The organism is Mycobacteroides sp. LB1 (assembly GCF_013449725.1).
Taxonomy (GTDB): Bacteria; Actinomycetota; Actinomycetes; order Mycobacteriales; family Mycobacteriaceae; genus Mycobacterium.
Genome location: NZ_JACCFF010000007.1, coordinates 165,343 through 183,706 on the forward strand (window position 1 = coordinate 165,343; position 18,364 = coordinate 183,706).

The following is an 18,364-nucleotide window of genomic DNA, read 5'->3' on the forward strand; positions in this document are numbered from 1 at the left end:
TCGTTCCCCCTTAGACCGCGTTGCCGGGTCCGGCTTGCTCGATGCCCGCACGATTGGCGTCATCGCGCGTCACGAATTTGACCGCGGCCGTCTTGTGGTTTTCGCCGTGGCTGCTGAGCTCGGCATGATGGTCCGCGGTTTCCTTCTCCCAATCAGAAATCCGGCTGCTCAACGCCTTGGCGGCGCGCCCCGACCCGAAGCCCGCCTGAGCGTCAGTCAACGCGCGATGGGCAGCGTCGTGTGCTTCCTTGAGATCGGAAGCGTGCAGGTGGAGCCGGTCCCCATGAATCTGCAGTTCGGTCGGGTCTACATGCAAGTGGCCACCCGATGGACCGGAAACGCTCGACATGTCTGGCTCTCCTCGTCTGTGCGGCATGCAGGCCCCTATGTAACGATCCGACGGGGTAGAGCCTGATTCGGTTCCATGATTTTCAAGATTTCTTGGGTTGCCCGGCCTGGTGGAAGTTATTCGCGCCGCTCGACGCATCCGCAAACCACCCTTGACCGCCTAACTTACCGCTGATAACTTAACGCCGTTATCTTCTGAGGGAAGGCGCGGCAAGATGCTGGAACGTTTGGCTCGATCGGTCATCGCGGCACCCCGCCTGGTCTTAGGGGTGGCACTGCTTATCGCGGTGGGCGCCGCCATTTTCGGGGTGCCGGTGACCAAGTATCTCGCCGCGGGCGGGCAGCAGGATCCCAATTCAGAATCCGCCTATGTGGCAAAGGCTCTCACCGAGAAGTTCGATATCAGCGACCAATCCCTGGTCTTCATGCTCACCAGCGAGCAGGGTGTCCAGAGCCCGCAGACGCGCGCCGTCGCGGCCGACCTGGAACGCAAACTCAAAGACTCGGGCGTGGTCCTCAACCTGACCTCGGCGTGGACCGCTCCGCCGCCCGTCGCTGGGGAGCTTTTCAGCACCGACGGCAAGTCGGGGCTCATCGTCGCCGGACTGACCGGAGGCGAGAACCTCGCGCAGAAACACGCAGCGACCCTCATCAAGACGCTCGCCATCGATCGCGACGGAGTCTCGATCAAGGCCGGAGGCGTTGCGACGCTGTACAACCAGATCGTCACGCAGACCGAGAAGGACCTGCTGGTCATGGAATCGATCGCGATTCCGATCAGCTTCGTGGTGCTGGTGTGGATATTCGGAGGGCTTTACGCGGCGCTGCTACCCCTCGTCGTCGGGGTGTTCGCGATCCTCGGCGCGATGTCGATACTGCGGGGCCTGACCTACCTGACCGATGTGTCGGTGTTCGCGCTGAATCTCACTGTCGCACTGGGATTGGCGCTCGCCATCGACTACTCGCTGTTGATCATCAGTCGCTATCGGGAGGAGGTGAGCGCCGGGAAGCCGCGGGACGAAGCGCTGGTACTGACCATGGCCACGGCCGGCCGCACCGTGCTGTTCTCGGCGCTGACGGTCGCCCTTGCGCTGGTGGCGCTGATCCTGTTCCCGATTTACTTCCTCAAATCATTCGGGTACGCGGGTGTCGCCACGGTCTTCGTGGGTGCCATCGCGGCCCTTGTCATCGTGCCCGCGGTGATCACCCTGCTGGGTGATCGGATCGATGCCCTCGATGTGCGCCGGCTCATTCGGAAAGTCCTGGGCAGGCCCGAACCCGCAGCTAAGGACGTCACCGAAACCTTCTGGTACCGGACCACCAAACGGGTAATGGCCCGGGCGGTTCCGATCGGCATCCTGATCGTGACGGCATTGGTGGTTCTCGGCCTGCCGTTCCTCAACGGCAAGTTCGGCTTCCCTGATGACAGAGTGCTTCCCGCATCCGCGTCGGCGCATCAGGTCGGCAATGAGATCCGTCGAGACTTTGACAACAACAGCTCCACCAATCTGTCCGTCATCGCCGAGGGCGTCGGTCCGGTGCGGCCACCGGAAATCGACCGGTACGCCACGGAGCTGTCGAAGATCGAGGATGTCAAGGAAGTGGCCGCACCCACCGGCGCCTTCATCCGCGGGATGAAGGTAGGCCCCCCGGCTGGTGCGACCGGAATCAAGGACGGTACAGCGTTTTTCACAATTCAGACGGGGGCCAAGCCGTATACCCCCGCCGCAGATCGTCAGCTCGACGCCGTGCATGCCTTACCGGGCCCCGGCGGCGTCGCCGTCAAGATCGGTGGGGGAGCTCAGCTGGATCGGGATGCTGTCGACGGCATCGTGCACAAACTTCCCTTGGTGTTGGCCATCATCGCGATCGTCACCTTCGTGCTGCTGTTCCTGCTGACGGGCTCGGTGGTGCTGCCTCTCAAGGCTCTCGTACTCAACGTGCTGTCACTGACGGCCACCTTCGGCGCGCTGGTCTGGATATTCCAGGAGGGGCACCTGGGTGGTCTCGGTACCGAGGTTACCGGCACGATCGTCGCCTCCATGCCGATGCTGTTGTTCTGTATAGCGTTTGGGCTGTCGATGGACTACGAGGTGTTCCTCATATCGCGGATCCGCGAATACTGGGTGGCGTCCGGGCAGACGCGCGCCGACAGTGATGAGGCGGTGGCGCTCGGGGTGGCCCGCACCGGCCGAGTGGTCACGGCGGCGGCAGTGATCATGTCGATTGCCTTTGCGGCGCTCATGGCCGCGCAGGTGTCCTTCATGCGGATGTTTGGTACCGGACTGACCATTGCGATCCTGGTCGACGCCACCGTCATCCGGATGCTGCTGGTGCCGTCGTTCATGCGAATACTCGGGCGCTTCAACTGGTGGGCGCCCAAGCCACTGGTCAAACTCCACGAACGGATTGGGGTAAGTGACTAGTCCGCGCCGCCAGCGTTCCTCGCGTGGCGAAGGTGAACAACTCCGCGACGAGATTGTCAACGCCGCAATCGATCTGGTCTTGGATACCACGGAGCTGCGGGCGCCATCGATTCGTGAGGTGGCGCGCAAGATCGGTGTGACCCCGCCGTCGATCTATCTGCATTTCGCGGACAAGGACGAATTGATGGACGCGGTATGTGGCCAGTACTACCAGCGACTCGATGATGAGATGGTTACCGCGGCCCTCGACCAGCCGACAGCCCTGGAGCGCCTGCACGCGCAGGGAATGGCTTATGTGCGCTTTGCCGTCGCGACACCGTTGATGTATCGGCTGGCCACCTCGGCGCCACCGCGCAACGACAGTGAGCTGGATGAAACGTTGGTCAGTGCGGCATTCGCACACCTGCACAAAGGAGTTCAGGAACTAGTCGCCGAAGGTTTCTACCCCGACGGTGACACGGTGGCCATGGGCTTACAGCTCTGGGCCGCGGCGCATGGGGTGGCATCGATGCTGGTCACCAAGCCGTACCTGCCCTGGGGTGACGGGGAGGTGTTCGCCGACAACGCTTTACGTGTCGCCTGCCTGGGTCAGGCGGTCAGCGATATCGACCTGACCGGCCTGCTGCCGCGTCAGAAGTAGAGCCGCACCGAGGACAGCGTGCCCGGGGCGGCCGAGTTGTCGGAGAACTCGAAGAGCCCGACTCCGCGCCGGTCGGCCAGACGCACCGTCGCGGAGACGGAGGAGCCCGCGGCCAACATCTTGTCGACCGTCAAAGAACTTGCCGCCGAGCTGAACTCATCCAGCGATGCTTCGGATATCCCGTCGACGGACAGCGTGGCGTCACGAGAAAGCAACCTGGTGACCGTCGCGATATCGCGGGCCGTTAGGGCTGCCGCCAGCTCCTGGACGCGCTGCTTTCCCGTGTCATGGACGCCCTTGAGTCCACGCATGAATCCCAGTACTCCGTTGAGGCCCTGGTTCTTCAGCAGCTGCGGACCCAGCTTCACGCTCGCGAGTAGACCGTCACTACCGGCGCCCAACAGCTGGCCGATCATCGCGCGCAATTCCCAGTACGCGAACAAACGGTCGATCTTGAGGGATGAGGCCGGTCCGTCCTCGACCAGGTCGTAGCGCAGGTGCATCGGAATGTGTATCGTGACGCCCGTTGACATGGTCGTATGAATGGTCAGATCGCGTAGCACCGACATTCCGGCGACCACGTCGTTTTCGACCTCGAACACGATGGTGTTGGGCGCGATGAAGGTGTCATAGAACTTGCTGATCGCGTCCTCACCAATGTGCGGTCGCGAACCTACCGGGTCATTCACCTGGCCGTAGGTGGCGAACAGGCCGACCCAGGTGTCCTTGTCATGTGCACCGACAGCTGCCGGCGACGCCTGAACGGTCGCCAGCAGCTCGTCGGCATAAGGGGTGCTCGACACAGCTCCTCAGATCAGTCTTAGGACAGTGCCGCGAACACCGCGTCGTAATCGGGTTCCTGGGCGATCTCGGGCACCAACTCGGTGTAGGCCACATTGCCGTCGGCGCCGATGACGACGATCGCCCGTCCCAGCAGGCCGGTCATCGGGCCGTCGGCAATGGTGACGCCGAAGTCCTCGCCGAACGAGCTGCGGAATGCCGAGGCGGTGCCGACATTCTCGATGCCCTCTGCACCACAGAAGCGCTTCTGAGCAAACGGCAGATCCTTGGAGATGCAGAGCACCGGGGCTCCGGCCTCGGCGGCGCGCTGATTGAAGGTCCGCACGCTGGTCTGGCAGACGGGCGTATCAATCGAGGGAAAGATGTTGAGGATCACCGGCTTATCGCGGTACTGCTCGCTGGTGACGGGGCCGAGATCGGCGCCTACCAGCTCAAATGCCGGGGCAGGAGAGCCGACAGCGGGAAGCTCGCCGACCGTGTTGATGGGGTTTCCGCGCAACGTGATCTGTGCCATGAACCCAGTGTTCCAGAGTTGGGTTGCTGATTGGGTGGTGGGTGGGTGCTAGATCAGCGTCGGCGGGGCTAGGTTGGAGATATGGCGACGCCCGTCAGCTTCGACAACAAACTCTTCTCGGCCATCTGGTCGGCCATCGCACGGCGGGAACCTCCTGAGATCAAGGAGCTGCGTGCCGAGAATCTGCGCGGTCTCACCGGACGTGTCCTGGAGGTGGGTGCGGGAGTCGGCTCGAACTTCCCGCTGTACCCGGACACCGTCACCTCCGTGACGGCGCTTGAACCGGAATCCAGGCTGCGCCCGCAGGCGCAGGATGCGGCCGCCGCAGCCGCCATCCCGATAACCGTGACCGCGGGCGTCTTCGAGGACCTCACCGTCACGGGTGAAGACCGATTCGACGCGGTGGTGTGCTCGCTGGTTTTGTGTTCGGTGAGCGACCCCGATCGCGCCGCCGCGCAGGCATTCCAGGTGCTCAAGCCAGGAGGCGAGGTGCGCTTCTTCGAACACGTGGCGCACGGCGGTGCACTCGGACTGACGCAGCGTGCGGTCGATGCGACCTTCTGGCCGCGACTGTTCGGCAACTGCCACACGCATCGAGACACACTGGCCGCGATCGAACGGGCCGGATTCGAGATCGAGGGGCAACGCGACGACTGGCTGAAGGTTATGGGTATTCCGATGCCGTCCTCGTCGGTCGTGATCGGACGTGCGGTCAAGCCTGCCTAGGGGAAAGCCTGCGGATCAACCGAATTCGACGACGGTCATGGCCGGCCTCACCCGATCGGAAAACGGGAGATCGTAGAACAGCGGCGTCGCCAACTTCAGGAAGGTGCCGCGCCCGGGAGGCATCCGTACCTCCCGCACCGCGCGAACTCCGTCGAGGGCACGTAGCTCACCGTATTGGTGGGCGGTGAAGGAGAAGGGCATCGGCGGCACGGTGTAGTGCTCACTCAGTTTCCAGCCGCGCCGTTGCGAATACACACTCATCAACCAGGGAATGGTGTCGAAGACCATCCATCCACCGGGAAATCGTCGGGCGCAGGCGGCGATGAGGTCGAACACCACATCGCGCTCCAAATACATGAACAGCCCCTCGGCGGTGATCAGTACGCCGTTGGAGTCGTCGACCTGATCCATCCAGGAGTGGTCGAGTGCCGACTGCGCGAGATAGCGGAGCCGATCCGTCGGAGGAAGCAACTGCTGGCGCAGCCGCACGATGGGTTCCAGATCGACGGTCAGCCAGTTCAGCTCGCCGTTATCGATGCGCCAGAAGCTGGTCTGCAGTCCCTCGGCCAACGCCACCACCGTGGCGCGCGGGTGATCCGCCAGGTACTCGTTGGACACGTTATCGAATGTCAACGCCCGCAGCGCAATACCTTGATGGGTGCGACCAAAATGCTGGTAGTCGTAGTCGAGGCTGTCGCGCAGGACGATGGCCATCGGGTCTTCGAGAACACCGTCCAGCCGAGCCGCCTCGGTGGCCCGCTGATTCAAGGTGATGAGCGCGGTCTCGGATACGCCGTCGAGGTGGCGGGCGTCAATGGCAGCCATGGTTGCCAGAGTACTAGCGAACGAGCTTGTGCAACGTCCGCAGATTTCGGGTGGTCGTCGTCGACTTGTACCGCTTCTTTCCGGTGGTCTTCCCGATGGGGCTGCCCAGCGTCTGTGACCTGGGTACTTGCCAATACAGCACGCCATTACCGGCGGCTATGCGTTCGGTCTCGTCGAGGTCACCGCCGAGCGCGGCTAGCTCGGCAAGCACCGATGGGTCGCTGCAGAACATCACGTACGAGTGGACGTCCTCGATTTCGGGCTCCCAGGGGAATTCCGCGATGATGCGGCCGATGGTGTCCAGGTCGTACACCAGCACCCAGGCCTCGTAACCAAACCGAGCGCCGAGCACCTGCTGTAGTCGTTCCTTCACCGTGGACGCAGATTCCGTGGAGTCCAACAGCATGTTGCCGCTGGCGAGAATCGTTGTTACACCGGTGAATCCGTCGGCCTCGATGGCATCGCGGACATCGGCCATCTTCATCGTGATGCCGCCGACGTTGACACCGCGCAAGAGGGCGGCATATCTGGTCATGGTTTCTCCCAGGTGATCAGGTGACGCCACAGCACGTTCGGTGCGGGCATGCCTATCCGAACTGCAGGAGTGTCATGGAGGGCCGGGTTCGCCGCAGAAAACCGCGATCGAGACGCTTGGAGTTCACGAACTTCCAGATGCCGCGGCCCGGGTGCAGCGGTATGTCGATGGCCGCCACCACGCCCGGAACAGAGGTCAACGCCTCGCCTTCATCGGGGGTCAGCGCGAACGGCATGGGCGGCGCCACATAACGGTCGGACAGTTTGAATCCTTGTAGGGTGCGCTTGCTGAACCAGTGCGGGATGTTGTCGAACATCATCTGCCCGCCGGGAAAGCGTTTGGCGCAGGCCTCGATCAGTCCGAGCGATTCCTCGGGCTGCAAGTACATGAGGAGACCCTCGGCCGTGATGAACACGCCGTTGGAGGTGTCCACCCGGTCCATCCAGCTCAATTCCAGGGCCGACTGCGCCAGCTCGACGATCCGCTCGTTCTTGGGCAGCAGTTTGTTGCGGAGTTCCATAACTGGGGGAAGATCGACCGAGTACCAAGCAAATTGGGCTGTGGATTCCGCGCCGCCTAACCGCCAAAAGCTGGTTTGCATGCCCTCGGCGAGAGCGACCACCGCTGCCTTGGGGTGTGTCGCCAGATACACCCGTGCCTGCGTGTCGAAGGCCAGTGCCCGCAGCGCATGGGTCTGCGATGGGCGGCCGAACTTGCGGTAGTCGTACTCGATGGCGTCGAAGAGCTCTGCGGCCAGCGGGTCCTGGATCACACCATCCGGGCGCTTGGCCTCGGTTCCGCGGTTGTGCAATGTCCACAAGGTGGTAGCCGAGACACCCTCCAGGCTGTCCCCGCTGATCCGCGATGAGCCGCTTGGGCGAAGAGCATCAGACTCGGTCATGAATCTGATGCTAGTGAAATGGTGCGACGACCGGGCTCTCCCTTGGATAGGCTAGCTGGCATGACCGAATCGAACGGGAGCGGCGAGCCGGCCGCTGACGACGCCAAGCGCAGGTTCCGTGAGGCGCTCGAGCGTAAGAACACCAAGGCCTCAGCGGCCGCCGACAACAAGGACACCGGAAGCAAGCCGACCCACGCACATGGCCGGGCCGGCTCGCACCGCGAATTCCGTCGTAAGAGCGGCGGTTAGACACCCTTCTTGTCACTGGCCAGTGCCCGTGCGGTGATCAAGCCGGCCAGGACCACCACCCAGCACACGAGGCCAAAGCCCTTGAGCCCCCAGACGACTGAGGCCAGGGTGAATCCGCCTGCGATCATCAGTGCTACCCCGACGGCGGCACTGCGTAGACCGGCATGCGCGACGTACCCTCCGTCCCAGCCGGGCAGCGGGTTGTTCTCCAGCGGTCGCAGGGCTAGGAAAAGCCCGGCCACCAGGACGAGCATTGTCGCCACCTGCAACACCGTGAGCAGTATGAAATCGGGTGCGGCGGTGTCGTATCGGGGAAACCCGAGGAAGTCGAACGCCAGGTGCATACCCAGTAGCGCAGGCATATGCCAGAGGTACAGCGTCATCGCGCCCGAGTTGCCGATGGCGACCGCCCACCACACCCGTGGGCGCTGAGCCCAACGATTGATGGCCGGCATCGCCGCGATGGCGAGTGCGGACAGGATGACTGCGTGCCCGGCCAGTACCAGCGACGGCGGGATCATGTTCGGCACCTTCTGCCCGGCCACTCCGACCAGGCTGATCGTGTACGGACCGAACGTCACCAGTGCGATGTTGACCGCGAGTGCGGCCAACGCGAGCATCAGCGCCGCCTTCTGGGTGATCAACTGCCGGCGGTACCCCACGCCCAAAACCGCCGGCAGCAGCCACACCATGAAGTTCACGTACCCGATGCCCGAGGGTGCTCCGAGCCCCAGACGCAGCACGTCGACCGCCGCAATTCCCAGGTAGATCCCCGCCAGCGCGCCGAACATGCTCCGCGTCGTCGTGATGCGGGCAAGCAGCGGAACCGCGGCCAACACCAGCACATAGGCGCCGAGGAACCAGAGGAGCTGGGTGCTGACACCGGCGACCGGCTCGTACACGTGCAGCGGCAGGATCTGCCGGAGAATCAGCAGCGCCGCTGCCCAGAAGCCCACGTAGTAGAACACCGGGCGGTATAGCCGGGTGCAGCGATGCATGAGCCAGGACCCCCAGCTGGTCCCGGGCTTCCAGGACCCCACGCTCGCGGCGACACCGGCGAAGAAGAACAACGGCATGATCTGGAAAATCCAGGTCAACGCCTGGAAAATCGGGCGCCCGTTGAGCAGGTTGCCCCATAGCAGCACACCGTTGTCGATGGTGCTCACCGCCATGATGGTGTGCCCGAGAACCACGCCGACCAGCGACACGATCCGGATCACGTCAAGTGCACGGTCGCGCGTTGTCGGGGTGGCTGAGCACACCTCGTCGGCGGTGGGCAAGCCCAGAGTCGTCGTCATGCACCCAGCGTCGTCGAGTGGATCGCGCCGACACAGCGCGTCGCTACGCGACCTTGCTAGGTAATTTCCCCTGGGCCTGGCAGTAGGACTAGCCGCCGAGAGCGGCGATGAGGTCCTTGATGCGCGCGGCCTCGTCATCGGTGACGGCTTCCTCGGCTTCGACCGCCGTCAGGAATCCGACCTTCAGACCGGCACCGTTCGCGGTTTCCTGCGCGGTGAGCCGCGCACGCCGACGTGCGGTGTAGAGACGTTGGCCCAGCGTCGCGCTGGAGCTGTCGGCGGCATCCTTCATCAGATCGTCATACCGATGGCGTACCCCGCTCAGCGCGAGGATGACCGAGGGCGTGACGCGGCTGCGGCCGGCCGCCTTCGCGATAGCGCCCTCGAGCTTGCGCAGCCCACCGAGAACGACAGCGACACGCTCGCCGTACTCGGGGTCGGTGGGTTCAGGCAAGGTGTCGATGGCGGATGCGTACATATGCACCGCCGCATCGACGAGGCTGACAATGACTGGGGCTTCTCCGTCATCCGGCACGACTTCAGGCACGACCCATCGACTCCTTCTGAAATAACCGGTGTATGCCCCCGAAAGACAAAAGACAGGCGGGGTCGCCGACACCGTAGCGCCGATCCGGATCCGGTACAACCCTTGTCGGATGAACGATTTTCTGACACCAGCGTCCATCTTGGAGAGGTGAACTGTGCTGTGCTACCTATCTTTTCGGTAGCGAAGCTGTGGACATGGGGTGTGGTGGCAACGGCAGTTGATTAGCCGGTGGTCGTGCTCGCCGCGACTTCTCGACGTGGACGCTCCTGCCAGATGACGGCGATGAGGCATAGCGCAGTCAGGGTGGCTACCGCGAGGGAGAAACTCACCCCCGCAGTGCGCAGTCCCCACTCTTGAGCGGCCAGCCCCTCACCGATAACCGGCAGTGCGATTCCGATATAGCCGACGACAAAATAGCTGGACGTCACCCCGGCGCGGTTGTCCTCGGGAACCTTTTCGGCGATGGAGGCCAGGCCGCGGCTGAAGCTGATGCCCTGGCCGACGCCAACCGCCACGGCGCTGGCCAAGTACCAAGGCAGCGATGATGTCAAGAGCGCGATCGCGATGAGCAGCATTCCTGCGAGCAGGATCGCGCAACCGATGATCAGCGCCCGGGCCGCCGGTACCTGTCGGGCGAATATCTGTGCAATACAAGAGGATCCGAACACAAGAAAGACGGTTGCCCCGGCCACGGCATGATTGTCGATGCCGATCACGGTGGACAGAAATCCGGGTGCCACCGCGGTGAACGACCCCAGTGCCGCGAATCCGGCGAATCCGGCGGTCGCGGCGGCGGCGAATGTGGTGCGCACCTCCTGCGGCAATGAAAGACGTTGCACACCAAGTTTTCCGTGTTTTGGCGCGGTTTCGGGTGCCAGGAGTAACGCCACCACGGCGATGAGCACAAGTGCGATATGAATGACGAATGCCAGGTGTGTCGGCCAGGGGGCGTACTGGACGAGGAACCCGGCCATCAGCGGGCCCAGGCCCAGGCCGCCGGTGTTGGCGACGGTAGCCACCGCGGCCGCCCGGCCGCGCCATTGCTCGGGTGCCGCCTCGATGACCGCGACCGTGGCTGCGCCGGTGAAGAACCCCGCCGATAGCCCCGAAACGATTCGCGCGATCAGCAGCAGGGGAACTGAGTCGACGAAGAGAAAGATGACCGAGCTGAGGATGGCGAATCCGGCGCCCGTCAGCAGCAGTGGGCGACGGCCGAGAACGTCTGACCAGCTGCCGAACAGCAGGAGCGCGAACAGCACCCCTGCGGCATAGGTGGCGTAGACGACCGTGGTGGTGAGCACAGAAAAGTGCATCTGCTGCGAGTACAGCGCATACATCGGGGTCGGCATCGTGGTGCCGATCATGACTACGGAGAAGCTGAACGCGAGCAGTACGAAGGCTGCCGAACGGCGCAGACGGGCAATCACAACTCACTGTAAGTCGTGGGCGATGGAAGGTTGTTCCCGTCGAGATGACATCTACATGGGTGATTACCTCACAAAGACCAGCGTCAACGTCATCTCGGCGGCGGTCTACTAGTGCTGGACGGCCTTCTCCGCGCCGATACCCGTCAGGGAGCGCACCTCCATCTCTGCGTTCAGCCCCGGGTCACCGGTTTCCTTGGACGTCAGGGTCCCGACGATGCCGAGCAGGAAGGCCAACGGAATCGACACGATGCCCGGATTGGCCAGTGGGAACCAGGCGAAGTCGGCACCCGGGATCATCGCCGTCTTGGTGCCGGAGACGGCGGGAGAGAAGACGATCAGCACGATAGTGGAGATCAGCCCGCCATACATGCTCCACAGCGCACCGCGGGTGTTGAACCGCGGCCAGTACAGGGAGTAGATGATGGTCGGCAGGTTGGCTGCTGCCGCAACCGCGAACGCCAGGGCTACCAGGAACGCGACGTTCTGCCCGTTGGCCAGGATGCCGAGCCCGATCGCGACGACGCCCAGCACCACCGCGGTGATCCGTGACACCCGTACCTGCTCTTCCTCGGAAACTTTGTGCCCCTTCAAGACCGATGCGTAGATGTCGTGCGCGAAGGATGCCGATGCGGTGATCGTCAGTCCCGCCACCACCGCGAGGATGGTCGCGAAGGCCACCGCCGAGATGACCGCCAGCAGAATGACCCCGCCCAGTTCGAAGGCCAACAGGGGCGCGGCCGAGTTCTGGCCGCCGGCCGCCGCCAGGATGCGATCGGGTCCCACGAGCGCCGCGGCGCCGTAGCCCAGCGCCAACGTGAAGAGGTAGAAGGCGCCGATCAGTCCGATCGCCCACACCACCGATCGACGCGCCTCCTTGGCGGTGGGGACGGTGTAGAAGCGCATCAGGACGTGGGGGAGACCCGCGGTGCCGAGTACCAGCGCGAGTCCGAGCGACAGAAAGTTGATCTTGGATGTCAACGAGCCGCCGTATTGTGCGCCCGGAGCCAGAACATCCCGGGATGCAACACCTTTGGTGTGGCTGCCGGAGATGGCATGCTGAGCCGCGCCGAGGATGTCGGAGAAATTGAAACCGAACTTGGCCAGCACCATTGCCGTCATGAGTGCGGCGCCGGCGATCAGCAACACTGCCTTGATGATTTGCACCCAGGTTGTGCCCTTCATGCCGCCCACCAGGACATAGACGATCATCAGTAGGCCCACCACTCCGATCACCACCGACTGACCCACTCGGCTGTGGATGTTGAGCAGTAGCGCCACCAAACCTCCGGCGCCTGCCATCTGTGCGAGCAGGTAGAACAGCGACACCGTGAGGGTGGATGTGGCCGCCGCCAGCCGCACCGGACGCTGCCTGAGTCTGAAACTGAGCACATCGGCCATCGTGAATTTGCCTGTGTTGCGCAGTAATTCGGCCACAAGGAGCAGGGCAACCAGCCAGGCCACCAAGAACCCGATGGAATATAGGAATCCGTCGTAGCCGTATACGGCTATGGCTCCCGCGATTCCGAGAAAGCTTGCGGCGGAAAGGTAGTCGCCGGCAATGGCGATGCCGTTCTGTGGACCGGAGAACGCGCGGCCGCCGGTGAAGAACCCCTCGGCGGTCTTGTTGCTGCCGCTGGCTCGGATGACGAGGTAGAGGGTGACGGCGACGAAGACGGTGAAGATCGCGATGTTGGTGGCCGGATTGCCGACGGTATCGGCCGCCAGCGTCGATGGAGTGGTCATGCCTGTTCCACCTCGGCGCGGATGGCTGCGGCCCGCGGATCCAGCTCGCGATTGGCGAACCTGACGTAGAGGCCGGTGATGACGAACGTCGTGACGAACTGACCAAGGCCCAGCACTAGTCCCACGTTGATATTGCCGATGAGCTTGATCGCCATGAAATCGTGAGCGAACGCACCGAGCACCACATAGAGGCCATACCAGATGAGGAAGAACGCAGTCATAGGAAAAACAAAGCGGCGCAATGTTTTCCGGAGCTCTCGAAACTCTGGGCTGGCCTGGAGTTCCAATGCGCGTTCGGTGGATAGCTCGGGAGGATCGATAGCGGTCAACGCGGGCTCCTTGTCGATACCTGGCAGGCTGCTGGGAGAGCGTAATGAGGGCCGGGGTCACACCGCGGGGTTTCCAGCGCTGATTAGTCAGGTGTTCATCTGACAAGGCCCGGGTCGGTGGGCCTGAACGTCATACCTTCTTGGGTGACGGATCTTCCCAATACTGTTGGTTGACTGCACGCAAGAATTTCTCTGCATCGGTTGGCTCGCTGGGGGGAGCCATGGTGATCGTTTCGCTGACGATGCCGTCGGGAAGGCGGGGTGCGGAACCCACATCGGGTATGAAGTTCTTCAATGCGCCATCGGTATAGGGCACGCCGGACTTGACCTGATCGTTGGACACCAGGGAGAACGCCCGCGCCATGGCGTCCTGAGATTCCTCGGGTAGTCCTGCCTTGATTGCGGCGATCTCAGCGGAGGATTTGCCATCGAAGGACTGTGCAAATTCGTACAGATACTGCAGCTGGTTGGACGGGATCGTCACGCTCTTGCCGGCCGCGAGGTCTTTGAGTTGTCGATCGTCCAGGAGTGATGCCGCGTTGACCCGGTTCAGCACGTTCGGATCTCGCTGGCTGCTCTCTTGGAAATGGGCCCCGTCCTGATTTCCCTGTGTGGAGGTCAGCCCGCTGAAGGGGTTGAAGGAGGCCGCCAGCTCATCGCAAATAGCGTCGATTTGATGCTGGGCTTCCAGTTCGGCTCCCCACCACTTGTCGTAGGCGGTCCGCATCATCCGTGTGAACTTGGCGGCGTACTGATTCCCTTTCTCGATGATCTCCGGGGTGGAGCGAGCCTGCGCGATCCAGGTGGTGGTGAGATCCTCTGCCACGGTGTAGCCGTGGTCGATGGCCTCGTTGTACAGGTCGACCGCCTCGCGGCGATACTCGATTGCCTGGAACTCCAAGGTGACCAAGGCTTTCGGGGCGTCCTCGAGTAGCACCTCGGTGGCCATGTAGATAGTCTTCTCGTCGTTGGCTGCGGTTTCTTGGACCGCGCGCGCGGTCTCACCGTCCCAGGGCAGGCCGCCAGGTCTTTCCACCGCATGCTTGTAGTCCTGGGCGCGATGCTGCAGCTCGGCGGCAGCAAGCATCGCTTGCCGCAACGGCACGATCGACTGCTCGGGGTGATTGGTCAGCAACCGTCTGGCCGAGTACTCGGATTTCATCGTGGCCTCGACAACGAGGCGGCCGAGAGGATGGTCTGCCGCACGTACTCTTCGGTGTCACCGAAGCGAGTCTGCGCCTGCTCGGATAGATCGGCCATGTTCTCGCAGCGCGCAGCGAACATGCGCTGCAATTCGGGAATCACCTCGGTAACCAGTCGCCTGACTGCAGTCAGCGATGGCGCATCCCCGTATTCAACCCTCGTGGGGTTGGCGGCCCTGCTGCATAGCTTTTGAGCCTGTTCTCGTAATTCCGGCGACAGCTTGCGCAACGCCTCTAGATCAACGTCCAATTGGCGTGACAGCGGCAGCCTCCCCGAGCAACGACGATCTTGGTCGCCTAAGTTGCCGTAGCCTAGCACCGCTGAGGTTGTCAAAGTCGGGAAGGAAGGAATGTCACATTGGCGAAATTGCAGCTAGCGCAGGACCCGGCCGCCGATGAGTTGCTGGAGGAGAATCCCCTGGCGTTGTTGATCGCGATGCTCCTTGACCAGCAAATACCTATGGAGGTTGCGTTCGCGGGGCCCAAGAAGATTGCCGACCGGATCGGCGGTATCGATGCGCACCAGATCGCCGAGTACGACCCCGACAAGTTCGTGGCGTTATGTTCCGAACGGCCCGCGATACATCGATTCCCCGGCTCGATGGGCAAGCGTGTGCAGGTGCTCGCGCAAGAGATCGTCGAGGAGTACGACGGCCGCGCCGAGAACATATGGAAGGCCGGCGACCCGAATGGGGCCGAGTTACTCAAGCGACTTAAGGCGCTTCCGGGTTTCGGCGAGCAGAAGGCCAAAATCTTCGTGGCACTGCTGGGCAAGCAGTACGGAGTTCAGCCCGCGGACTGGCGTAAGGCCGCGGGAAACTACGGCGAGAAGGGGACGCATCTGTCGGTGGCGGATGTCGTCGACGCCGAGTCTCTGGGTCTTGTGCGCGCTCATAAAAAGGAAATGAAAGCGGCTGCCAAAGCAAAGGCGGCCAAGGCATAACGCCCTGACCGCCTTGCCTCTGTATTGAAAAACTACGGCAGCGCCGCAAACATCGGTGCCGACGGAACCAGGCCCGCACCCGGGGTGGCCACAGTGGGCAGCCCCGCGGCCGGAGCGACGGCGGCCGGGACTCCATTGACCAGCGCCGGCGGGACCAGCGCCTGCTGCACACCGGCGGGTAGCAGCTTGGGCAGGTTGGTGGCCCACAGATCAACGGTGGAGGTAACGCCCTCTGCGCCGGGAATCTGCGGAATGGCGGGCAGGTTGTTGGCGGCGGGGACCGAAGCCGGTGACAAGGCCTGCGCGGCGGCCGGGGTCAGTGCCTGTGCGGCGACCGGAGGCAGTACGGCCGGGGCCGCGGGTGCCACACCCGGTGCCGGTGCCACTGCCGGAGTGGCGGGTGCCACACCAGGAATCGGTGCGACCGCCGGAGCGGCAGGCGCCAGGGCGGGTGCCGCAGGTGCGGCGATCGCGGCGGGTGCCGCAGGAGCTATCGCAGCCGGGGCGGCGGGGGCATTACCGAAGCCCGAGGCGGCCTGGCCGAGGATCGCGGCCGGGTTGGTGGGGTTCGGCCCGGGGGCCGGGATGGGGTCAGCGCCGGCGGTTGAGGCCAGGCCGAGTGCCAGGCCGGCCGAGGCGAAGGCCGCGATCGACGCGCCAACGAAGACGTTGGGGAGCCGGGACATAAACCGTGACATATTGAACTCCAATGCTGTTTCGCTAGACATGTGTACCGGTGTTAAACGCCAAGGTAATCCGTTACTGGTGTTACTCAAGTGACGCGAGTGGTGTAGATGGAACCGTTACCAAAACGAGTGAGCGAGGTTATCTAAGCCCCCATGGAAACGGAGCGAACCGAGCCGACCAGGGCGGATGAAGAGCCGTTGGTGCCGACACGCGGCGCGGCAGTGTGGCGGCGTGTCCGGGAATGGGGTCCGTGGCTGCTTGTGCTGAGTGTCGCGGTGCGGGTCGCCTGGGCCTACTTGACACCGCATGGCGCCGACCTTGTCGACCTGCACGTCTACGTCAGCGGTCCTGCCACCCTGGGACACGGAAATCTCTACGAGTTCACCTATGCGGATAAGACGCCAGGCTTTCCGCTGCCCTTTACGTATCCACCCTTCGCGGCCGTGGTGTTCTGGCCGCTTCACCTGCTTCCGTTCACCTTGCTTGGGCTGTGCTGGATTCTCGGCACCATCGCCGCGCTGTACGCGGTGGTTCGGCTGAGCCAGCGGCTGCTCGGATTCGACGACGCCCGCGCGGCGGCCGTGTGGACGGCGGTGACGATGTGGACCGAGCCGGTGCGCTCGACGCTCGACTACGGGCAGATCAACGTGCTGTTGATGCTGCTGATCCTGCTGGCGGTGAGCTCCCCGCGCTGGTGGATTTCCGGCACGCTGGTGGGGCTCGCCGGAGGGGTGAAGCTGACCCCACTGGTCAGCGGGCTCTACTTCCTCGGCGCGCGCCGCTGGACGACGGCCATCTGGGCCGGCCTGGTCTTCGTGCTCACTGTGCTGGTGGGCGTCGCAGTCGTCGGGGCGCAGGGCCGGTACTACTTCACCGACCTGTTGGGTAAGCCGGACCGGATCGGGCCGATCGCCACCGTCTTCAACCAGTCCTGGCGTGGCGGGATCTCCAGGATCCTCGGACACGACGCGGGATCCGGAGCGCTGGTGCTGGTGGCCTGCCTGATCACCGCCGTACTGGCCTTCCTGGCATGGCGCGCCGTGAACGACAGGCTGGGGCAGATCTGTGTGGTGCAGATATTCGGCCTCCTCATTTCGCCCATCTCGTGGACACACCATTGGGTGTGGATGGTTCCGTTCATGGTGTGGCTGATCTACGGACCGTGGCGAGAGAAATTGGGTGCCAAGGTCTTTGGCTACGGGTGGCTGGCGCTGCTGCTGGTCGGAGTGCCCTGGCTGCTCAGCTTCGCCCAACCTGATATCTGGCGGATCGATCGCCCGTGGCCCCTGGCCTGGGCAGGGCTGGTGGACATCGCGGCTGCGGTGGCGACGCTGACCTGGATGGCGGTGACCGGGATCAGGTCGGCGCGGGCTTCAGGTCGAGCGGTATCGACCACCGGCTAGCGTTGCCGTCATGACAGAGCAGCGCACCGTCCTTGTCACCGGCGCCTCCAGCGGGATCGGTGCGAGCGCGGCCCGAATCTTCGTCGAACGCGGGCATCGTGTGTTGGGCACCAGCCGCAACCCCGACACCATCGCCGCCCCCATCGCCGGGGTGCAGTATCTGCAGCTCGATCAGACAGACAAGGCGAGTATCGCCGATTGCGTCGCGCAGGCGGGCGAGGTGGACGTGCTGGTCAACAATGCTGGAGAGAGTCAGATTGGCGCGCTCGAAGACGTCCCGATGGATGACTTCGAGAAGCTGTTCGTCACCAATGTCTTTGGGCCCGTTGCCCTCATCAAGGCGGTGCTGCCCGGTATGAGGGAACGGCGTCGGGGCGCCATCGTCATGGTGGGGTCGATGGCGGGCACCCTGCATGTCCCGTTCCGGTCGACCTACAGCTCGGCGAAATCGGCGCTGCATACCGTGGCCGATTGCCTGCGCTACGAGGTGGCGCCGTTCGGGATCGCCGTGAGCACCGTGGAACCCGGAGTCATTGCGACCGGGATCGAGACACGGCGCAACCGCGTCGTGTCCGAGGGCTCTGTCTATCGTGAAGCGTTCCAGACGGTCGACGCGGCCATGGCCGCACGGGAACAGCACGGTATGGCCTCCGACGACCTGGCGCGTCTCGTCGTCGACGTGGCACTGAATCCGAATCCGAAACCCTTGTACGCCAAGGGTAGTAATGCTCCGCTCATCATGGCCGCCCAGCGACTGCTGCCCGCCGGACCGTTTCTCAAGTTCCTGGCGCGCATGCACGGTCTGAAGTCGAGGTAGGGC

General features: G+C 63.5%; 21 protein-coding genes. 7 read left to right on the forward strand and 14 right to left on the reverse strand.

Annotation, left to right across the window (positions count from 1 at the left end):
• Nucleotides 1-10: 10 nt before the first annotated feature.
• On the reverse strand, nt 11-349 hold the full coding sequence (locus MLB1_RS22640; RefSeq protein WP_180752097.1) for a WXG100 family type VII secretion target: 339 nt from the start codon (nt 347-349) through the stop codon (nt 11-13).
• A gap of 214 nt (nt 350-563) precedes the next feature.
• Between MLB1_RS22640 and MLB1_RS22645 the strand changes: the two genes are divergently transcribed.
• Nucleotides 564-2,774 (forward strand): MMPL family transporter, encoded by a 2,211-nt coding sequence (locus MLB1_RS22645; RefSeq protein ID WP_180752098.1) that lies wholly within the window; start codon nt 564-566, stop codon nt 2,772-2,774.
• Nucleotides 2,767-3,414: a TetR/AcrR family transcriptional regulator gene (locus MLB1_RS22650; protein WP_180752099.1), complete on the forward strand. Its 648-nt coding sequence runs from the start codon at nt 2,767-2,769 to the stop codon at nt 3,412-3,414. Before MLB1_RS22645 ends, MLB1_RS22650 begins: the two co-directional genes overlap by 8 nt.
• Here the strand turns inward: MLB1_RS22650 and MLB1_RS22655 are convergent.
• The gene (locus MLB1_RS22655; RefSeq protein ID WP_180752100.1) at nt 3,405-4,217 is read right to left on the reverse strand and encodes a nuclear transport factor 2 family protein; all 813 of its coding nucleotides are present in this window, start codon (nt 4,215-4,217) and stop codon (nt 3,405-3,407) included. The genes MLB1_RS22650 and MLB1_RS22655 overlap by 10 nt on opposite strands.
• A 17-nt stretch (nt 4,218-4,234) precedes the next feature.
• Nucleotides 4,235-4,729 (reverse strand): thiol peroxidase, encoded by a 495-nt coding sequence (tpx, locus tag MLB1_RS22660; RefSeq protein WP_180752101.1) that lies wholly within the window; start codon nt 4,727-4,729, stop codon nt 4,235-4,237.
• Nucleotides 4,730-4,810: 81 nt separating this feature from the next.
• Here tpx and MLB1_RS22665 point away from each other — a divergent pair, with 81 nt between their 5' ends.
• Nucleotides 4,811-5,455, forward strand: coding sequence for a class I SAM-dependent methyltransferase (locus tag MLB1_RS22665; RefSeq protein ID WP_180752102.1), 645 nt, complete (start codon nt 4,811-4,813; stop codon nt 5,453-5,455).
• Between the two features lie 15 nt (nt 5,456-5,470).
• On the opposite strand, the gene MLB1_RS22670 is transcribed toward MLB1_RS22665, so the two are convergent.
• The 3 genes from MLB1_RS22670 to MLB1_RS22680 are packed head-to-tail and all read right to left on the reverse strand — an operon-like array spanning nt 5,471 to nt 7,716.
• Nucleotides 5,471-6,280 carry a class I SAM-dependent methyltransferase gene (locus MLB1_RS22670; protein ID WP_180752103.1) on the reverse strand — a complete coding sequence of 270 codons (810 nt, stop codon included), beginning with the start codon at nt 6,278-6,280 and terminating at the stop codon, nt 5,471-5,473.
• 13 nt (nt 6,281-6,293) lie between these two features.
• Complete coding sequence (locus MLB1_RS22675) at nt 6,294-6,815, reverse strand: DUF1697 domain-containing protein (protein ID WP_180752104.1); 522 nt, start codon at nt 6,813-6,815, stop codon at nt 6,294-6,296.
• 52 nt (nt 6,816-6,867) lie between these two features.
• Entirely contained in the window at nt 6,868-7,716 is an 849-nt protein-coding gene (locus tag MLB1_RS22680) for a class I SAM-dependent methyltransferase (protein ID WP_180752105.1), read from the reverse strand.
• 60 nt (nt 7,717-7,776) lie between these two features.
• Here MLB1_RS22680 and MLB1_RS22685 point away from each other — a divergent pair, with 60 nt between their 5' ends.
• A complete protein-coding gene (locus MLB1_RS22685) occupies nt 7,777-7,965 on the forward strand; it encodes a DUF5302 domain-containing protein (protein ID WP_180752106.1) in 189 nt (62 codons plus the stop codon).
• Here MLB1_RS22685 and MLB1_RS22690 read toward each other — a convergent pair.
• The 7 genes from MLB1_RS22690 to MLB1_RS22720 all read right to left on the reverse strand — a co-directional run bounded on the left by MLB1_RS22690 (nt 7,962) and on the right by MLB1_RS22720 (nt 14,761).
• Nucleotides 7,962-9,263: an acyltransferase gene (locus MLB1_RS22690; protein WP_180752107.1), complete on the reverse strand. Its 1,302-nt coding sequence runs from the start codon at nt 9,261-9,263 to the stop codon at nt 7,962-7,964. The two genes, MLB1_RS22685 and MLB1_RS22690, sit on opposite strands and share 4 nt — an antisense overlap.
• Nucleotides 9,264-9,351: 88 nt before the next feature.
• Nucleotides 9,352-9,741 carry a hypothetical protein gene (locus tag MLB1_RS22695; RefSeq protein WP_180752265.1) on the reverse strand — a complete coding sequence of 130 codons (390 nt, stop codon included), beginning with the start codon at nt 9,739-9,741 and terminating at the stop codon, nt 9,352-9,354.
• 290 nt (nt 9,742-10,031) lie between these two features.
• A complete protein-coding gene (locus MLB1_RS22700; protein WP_180752108.1) occupies nt 10,032-11,237 on the reverse strand; it encodes an MFS transporter in 1,206 nt (401 codons plus the stop codon).
• A 108-nt stretch (nt 11,238-11,345) separates the two neighbouring features.
• Nucleotides 11,346-12,980, reverse strand: coding sequence for a cation acetate symporter (locus MLB1_RS22705; RefSeq protein WP_180752109.1), 1,635 nt, complete (start codon nt 12,978-12,980; stop codon nt 11,346-11,348).
• Nucleotides 12,977-13,309, reverse strand: a complete 333-nt coding sequence (locus tag MLB1_RS22710; protein ID WP_180752110.1) for a DUF485 domain-containing protein — start codon at nt 13,307-13,309, stop codon at nt 12,977-12,979. Before MLB1_RS22710 ends, MLB1_RS22705 begins: the two co-directional genes overlap by 4 nt.
• Nucleotides 13,310-13,439: 130 nt before the next feature.
• Nucleotides 13,440-14,471 carry a hypothetical protein gene (locus MLB1_RS22715; protein ID WP_180752111.1) on the reverse strand — a complete coding sequence of 344 codons (1,032 nt, stop codon included), beginning with the start codon at nt 14,469-14,471 and terminating at the stop codon, nt 13,440-13,442.
• Complete coding sequence (locus MLB1_RS22720) at nt 14,468-14,761, reverse strand: hypothetical protein (RefSeq protein WP_180752112.1); 294 nt, start codon at nt 14,759-14,761, stop codon at nt 14,468-14,470. Before MLB1_RS22720 ends, MLB1_RS22715 begins: the two co-directional genes overlap by 4 nt.
• Before the next feature lie 117 nt (nt 14,762-14,878).
• Here MLB1_RS22720 and MLB1_RS22725 point away from each other — a divergent pair, with 117 nt between their 5' ends.
• Entirely contained in the window at nt 14,879-15,454 is a 576-nt protein-coding gene (locus MLB1_RS22725) for an HhH-GPD-type base excision DNA repair protein (protein WP_180752266.1), read from the forward strand.
• 32 nt (nt 15,455-15,486) lie between these two features.
• Here MLB1_RS22725 and MLB1_RS22730 read toward each other — a convergent pair whose 3' ends face one another.
• Nucleotides 15,487-16,140: a hypothetical protein gene (locus tag MLB1_RS22730; protein WP_180752267.1), complete on the reverse strand. Its 654-nt coding sequence runs from the start codon at nt 16,138-16,140 to the stop codon at nt 15,487-15,489.
• A gap of 153 nt (nt 16,141-16,293) precedes the next feature.
• Between MLB1_RS22730 and MLB1_RS22735 the strand changes: the two genes are divergently transcribed.
• Nucleotides 16,294-17,544, forward strand: a complete 1,251-nt coding sequence (locus tag MLB1_RS22735) for a mannosyltransferase (protein ID WP_180752113.1) — start codon at nt 16,294-16,296, stop codon at nt 17,542-17,544.
• A 10-nt stretch (nt 17,545-17,554) separates the two neighbouring features.
• On the forward strand, nt 17,555-18,361 hold the full coding sequence (locus MLB1_RS22740; protein WP_180752114.1) for an SDR family oxidoreductase: 807 nt from the start codon (nt 17,555-17,557) through the stop codon (nt 18,359-18,361).
• Nucleotides 18,362-18,364: the final 3 nt, after the last annotated feature.

Excerpts from the sequence above, each read along its gene's own strand:
- MLB1_RS22690 (WP_180752107.1), bottom strand. The coding sequence starts at position 9,263 with ATGACGACGACTCTGGGCTTGCCCACCGCCGACGAGGTGTGCTCAGCC.
- MLB1_RS22730 (WP_180752267.1), bottom strand. The coding sequence starts at position 16,140 with ATGTCCCGGCTCCCCAACGTCTTCGTTGGCGCGTCGATCGCGGCCTTC.
- MLB1_RS22645 (WP_180752098.1), top strand. The coding sequence starts at position 564 with ATGCTGGAACGTTTGGCTCGATCGGTCATCGCGGCACCCCGCCTGGTC.
- MLB1_RS22665 (WP_180752102.1), top strand. The coding sequence starts at position 4,811 with ATGGCGACGCCCGTCAGCTTCGACAACAAACTCTTCTCGGCCATCTGG.
- MLB1_RS22685 (WP_180752106.1), top strand. The coding sequence starts at position 7,777 with ATGACCGAATCGAACGGGAGCGGCGAGCCGGCCGCTGACGACGCCAAG.
- MLB1_RS22705 (WP_180752109.1), bottom strand. The coding sequence starts at position 12,980 with ATGACCACTCCATCGACGCTGGCGGCCGATACCGTCGGCAATCCGGCC.
- MLB1_RS22740 (WP_180752114.1), top strand. The coding sequence starts at position 17,555 with ATGACAGAGCAGCGCACCGTCCTTGTCACCGGCGCCTCCAGCGGGATC.
- MLB1_RS22680 (WP_180752105.1), bottom strand. The coding sequence starts at position 7,716 with ATGACCGAGTCTGATGCTCTTCGCCCAAGCGGCTCATCGCGGATCAGC.
- MLB1_RS22715 (WP_180752111.1), bottom strand. The coding sequence starts at position 14,471 with ATGAAATCCGAGTACTCGGCCAGACGGTTGCTGACCAATCACCCCGAG.
- MLB1_RS22640 (WP_180752097.1), bottom strand. The coding sequence starts at position 349 with ATGTCGAGCGTTTCCGGTCCATCGGGTGGCCACTTGCATGTAGACCCG.
- MLB1_RS22735 (WP_180752113.1), top strand. The coding sequence starts at position 16,294 with ATGGAAACGGAGCGAACCGAGCCGACCAGGGCGGATGAAGAGCCGTTG.
- tpx (WP_180752101.1), bottom strand. The coding sequence starts at position 4,729 with ATGGCACAGATCACGTTGCGCGGAAACCCCATCAACACGGTCGGCGAG.
- MLB1_RS22675 (WP_180752104.1), bottom strand. The coding sequence starts at position 6,815 with ATGACCAGATATGCCGCCCTCTTGCGCGGTGTCAACGTCGGCGGCATC.
- MLB1_RS22695 (WP_180752265.1), bottom strand. The coding sequence starts at position 9,741 with ATGTACGCATCCGCCATCGACACCTTGCCTGAACCCACCGACCCCGAG.
- MLB1_RS22670 (WP_180752103.1), bottom strand. The coding sequence starts at position 6,280 with ATGGCTGCCATTGACGCCCGCCACCTCGACGGCGTATCCGAGACCGCG.